This is a genomic window from Limnohabitans sp., from assembly GCF_044361985.1.
Classification (GTDB): Bacteria; Pseudomonadota; Gammaproteobacteria; order Burkholderiales; family Burkholderiaceae_C; genus Limnohabitans_A.
In genome coordinates, this window is sequence record NZ_JBIKHV010000168.1 from 1 (window position 1) to 3277 (window position 3277).

The window sequence follows — 3277 nt, forward strand, 5'->3', positions numbered from 1 at the left end:
CATTGCGCTGGAAAAAATGCGTGAGCAACTGGGTGTCAGTGATGCGGTGCTCTGGACAACCAGCGGACGCATGGTCGCCAGTGCCGGGCAATCCAGATTTCAAATTCGGCCCGAACTTCCCCCAATCCAGCAACTCAAAGACGCGAAGAAAAAAGGCAGTGTTGAGTGGGTGGAGGGACTGGACGAAACCATACCCGGGGGTGATCAAGGGCGCATCAAGGTGCTGGTTTTGCTGCCTCAATCAGGACTTTCATTTGACGAAGACCGCCGCTTGTTGTTGGTGACACAAGACTTGCCACCCACGCTGGTCAACAATGCACTGGAAGTGCAGGGTGCTTACCGTGAGTACCAGGAACGGGCGCTGGCCCGTGAAGGCTTGCGGCGCATGTACATCGGTACGCTGACGCTCAGTTTGTTCTTGGCCGTACTCGGTGCGATCCTGCTGGCCGTGGTGTTGGGCAACCAATTGGCGCGCCCCTTGTTGTTGCTGGCACACGGCATGCGTCAAGTGGCCTCGGGCGACTTGACGCCCAAGCTGGCCTTGCAAGGCAAAGATGAACTTGGTGGCTTGACCCGTTCATTTGCAGACATGACGCAGCAGTTGTCTGACGCCCGCACGAACGTGCAACGCAGTCTGGTTCAACTGGATACCGCACGCGGCAATTTGCAAACCATCCTGGACAATCTGACGGCAGGCGTCATGGTGCTGGATGCACAAGGCGTGATTCAGTCGGCCAATCCAGGCGCCACCCGCATTTTGCGAGTCCCTGTTGCCGTCTACAAAGGTTTGCCGCTGCTCAGCCTGCCAGAACTGGAAGGTTTTGCACAAGGCGTAGCTGAGCAGTTCGCCACCCTTCGATTGGACAAAGATGCCCATGAACTGGACCACTGGCAAAAATCTTTTGAAGTTCACGCCACGGGTCAGGGGCTGACGGAGACAGCCCTGACATTGCTGGCGCGGGGGGCAGTGTTGCCTGACGGTATGCGCCTGCTGGTGTTTGATGACATCTCTGAAATTGTGTCGGCTGAACGCGCACAAGCCTGGGGCGAAGTGGCCAGGCGTTTGGCGCACGAGATCAAGAACCCGCTCACCCCGATACAACTTTCTGCAGAAAGGCTGCAGCGAAAATTGATTGGCAAGCTGGATCCCCAAGACGATGCTGTGCTAAACAAATCAGTCAAAACGATCGTGGATCAGGTTGACTCCATGAAGCGCCTTGTCAATGAATTTCGTGACTATGCCCGCTTGCCTTCAGCCGATCTCAAGCCGGTGAAGCTCAATGACCTGATTGCTGATTTGATGGTTCTTTATGCAAATGAGCCAAGCGATCACATCCATCGGGCCCCGGTGATCATGGCGCTTGATCCCGCATGCCCACCCATTTTGGGGGACGAGCAACAGTTGAGACAGGTGATCCATAACCTGCTTCAAAATGCACAAGATGCCTGTGAGTTGAAAGGTGAAGTGCCGTTGGACGCGAGCGTTGGCGTGCGCACAGAATGGAACGCCTCACGCAATCGGGTTCGTTTGACCGTGACCGATACGGGGCCCGGTTTTGAGCCCAATATTCTCAAGCGTGCCTTTGAACCCTATGTCACAACCAAGGCCAAAGGCACAGGATTGGGGCTGGCGGTGGTGAAGAAAATCGCCGATGAACACGCGGCCAAAATTGAACTGGGCAACGTGATGCACGATGGCGAAATCAAGGGTGCGCAAGTCTCGTTATCATTCGCACTGGAATCCACAACGGGCAGCTTGACCAAGCCCATCCATTGAACAGAGACACGGCAAACAATATGGCAAATATTTTGGTGGTTGACGACGAGCTCGGCATACGTGACCTGCTCTCAGAAATCCTGTTTGACGAAGGGCATCAAGTTGAACTTGCCGAAAATGCAGCCATGGCCCGTGAAGTTCGGCTGCGCATGCGTCCCGACTTGGTGTTGCTCGACATCTGGATGCCTGACACCGACGGCGTGAGCCTTTTGAAAGAATGGGCGACAGCGGGTTTGCTCAATATGCCCGTGATCATGATGAGTGGTCATGCCACCATCGACACGGCTGTTGATGCGGTCAAGATTGGTGCGCAAGCCTTTTTGGAAAAACCCATCACCTTGCAAAAGTTGCTCAAGGCGGTGGAACAGGGCCTTGCCCGGGATCAAGTCAAACAGGCCATGAGTTCGGCCGTGGCCATGCAAGCAAGCGCGGCGCTGTCTTCAGCCTTGCCTAGCAGCAATGTCATCAGTGCGGTGCTCGAAGTGCAGCAAAGCTTTGACCTTGATCGGCCCTTGCGCGAGGCGCGTGATGCATTTGAAAAAGCATACTTTGAATTTCATCTGGCCCATGAAGCGGGTTCCATGACCAAAGTGGCAGAAAAGACCGGCCTCGAACGAACGCATTTGTACAGAAAACTCAAACAGTTGGGCGTGGATTTGTCCCGCAGCAAACGCCATGGCTGACGCTGCTGAAACGCATCCGAAAGCACTTGTGACTCTGCTATAATTTTTGAACAGGCCCGGTAGCTCAGTTGGTAGAGCAGCGGATTGAAAATCCGCGTGTCAGTGGTTCGATTCCACTCCAGGCCACCAGATACACCCCACAGTTTCGCAAGAGGCTGTGGGGTTTTTCTTTGCTCGCACACCCCCGCACACTCTTCGCACAACTTTGCTGCTGGCATTGACTTGCGGCGCTGCGACACTGTGCTGAAAAAAGCAGCAAAGCTGCAGCAGTTGGCCAAACCTTGTGCGCGGGTATGAAGCAGACGCAGCTCAGCTACCCCACGCTGGCTTTGGCTCAGCAAAGCAGCCTACCGCCCGCAGCGTCGTTTGAAACGACATACAACGGACTCTCAACCGCAGCAGCCCGTATTCACACGCTGCGCGACGGCGAACTGGTGCTGTACAAGCGCCCACACAGCCGAGTTTGGCAGTGCCGCTACAAACTCTTTGCCAATGAATGGCATAGGCAAACGACTAAGCGCACTGTGTTGGTTGACGCTGTGCGGGTGGCTGGCGAGCTTTACGACGAAGCCCGTTTTAGGGAGCGAATGGGACTTGCGCCAGCCCGTAAGACATTCAGTCAAATAGCGGCGCTCACAGTTGAGGAAATGCGGCGGGATTTGACTGCTGGCACGGGCAAAAAGATTTACGAGGACTACATACAAGTCATTGAACGCTACCTCGTTCCCTTCTTCGGCGACAGACAGCTGCAGACGCTGAAACACAAAGACATTGCCGAGTTTGAAGTTTGGCGCAACGCAAAAATGGGCCGTCGTCC

Annotated in this window: 2 protein-coding genes, 1 tRNA gene and 1 pseudogene; all 4 read left to right on the forward strand. The window is 55.0% G+C overall.

Going from position 1 to position 3277, the window contains the following annotated elements:
• Positions 1 to 1777: sensor histidine kinase (locus ACIQ3A_RS14545; RefSeq protein WP_396432442.1), on the forward strand; the 1777-nt coding region annotated here is incomplete at its 5' end.
• 20 nt (positions 1778 to 1797) lie between these two features.
• On the forward strand, positions 1798 to 2460 hold the full coding sequence (locus ACIQ3A_RS14550; protein ID WP_396432443.1) for a response regulator: 663 nt from the start codon (positions 1798 to 1800) through the stop codon (positions 2458 to 2460).
• 53 nt (positions 2461 to 2513) lie between these two features.
• Positions 2514 to 2589 (forward strand) — tRNA-Phe (locus tag ACIQ3A_RS14555).
• Between the two features lie 164 nt (positions 2590 to 2753).
• Positions 2754 to 3277 (forward strand): annotated as a pseudogene (locus ACIQ3A_RS14560) (hypothetical protein); the annotation flags it as partial.

Excerpts from the sequence above, each read along its gene's own strand:
- ACIQ3A_RS14550 (WP_396432443.1), top strand. The coding sequence starts at position 1,798 with ATGGCAAATATTTTGGTGGTTGACGACGAGCTCGGCATACGTGACCTG.